Genomic DNA, 225 nt, shown 5'->3' on the forward strand with positions numbered 1-225 from the left:
CGAAAACCGCGCCATCAGCCGTCTTCTCGTGAGTGACATCCCCGTGAGCGTTACGGTCGACGACCGTCCCGTCGTCATACCGCCAGGTGGAAGCGCCATTGTCGTAGGTGACCGTGACACCCTGCGGCGACGCACCATTCTGACCCGGCATCGTGCCATGCGTCGGTTTACCGTCAGCGGTGAACTGGTCGAAAACCGCGCCGTCCGCGGTTTGTTCTCGCACCA

1 protein-coding gene is annotated in these 225 nt (G+C 62.7%); it reads right to left on the reverse strand.

What is annotated here, in order from left to right; translation table 11 throughout:
- Nucleotides 1-225 (reverse strand): hypothetical protein (locus tag ACGFIO_RS44330; protein ID WP_392837330.1); only part of this gene is annotated, 225 nt, incomplete at both ends.

Origin of the sequence: Actinoplanes sp. NPDC049265 (assembly GCF_043197135.1) — a bacterium.
Taxonomy (GTDB): Bacteria; Actinomycetota; Actinomycetes; order Mycobacteriales; family Micromonosporaceae; genus Actinoplanes.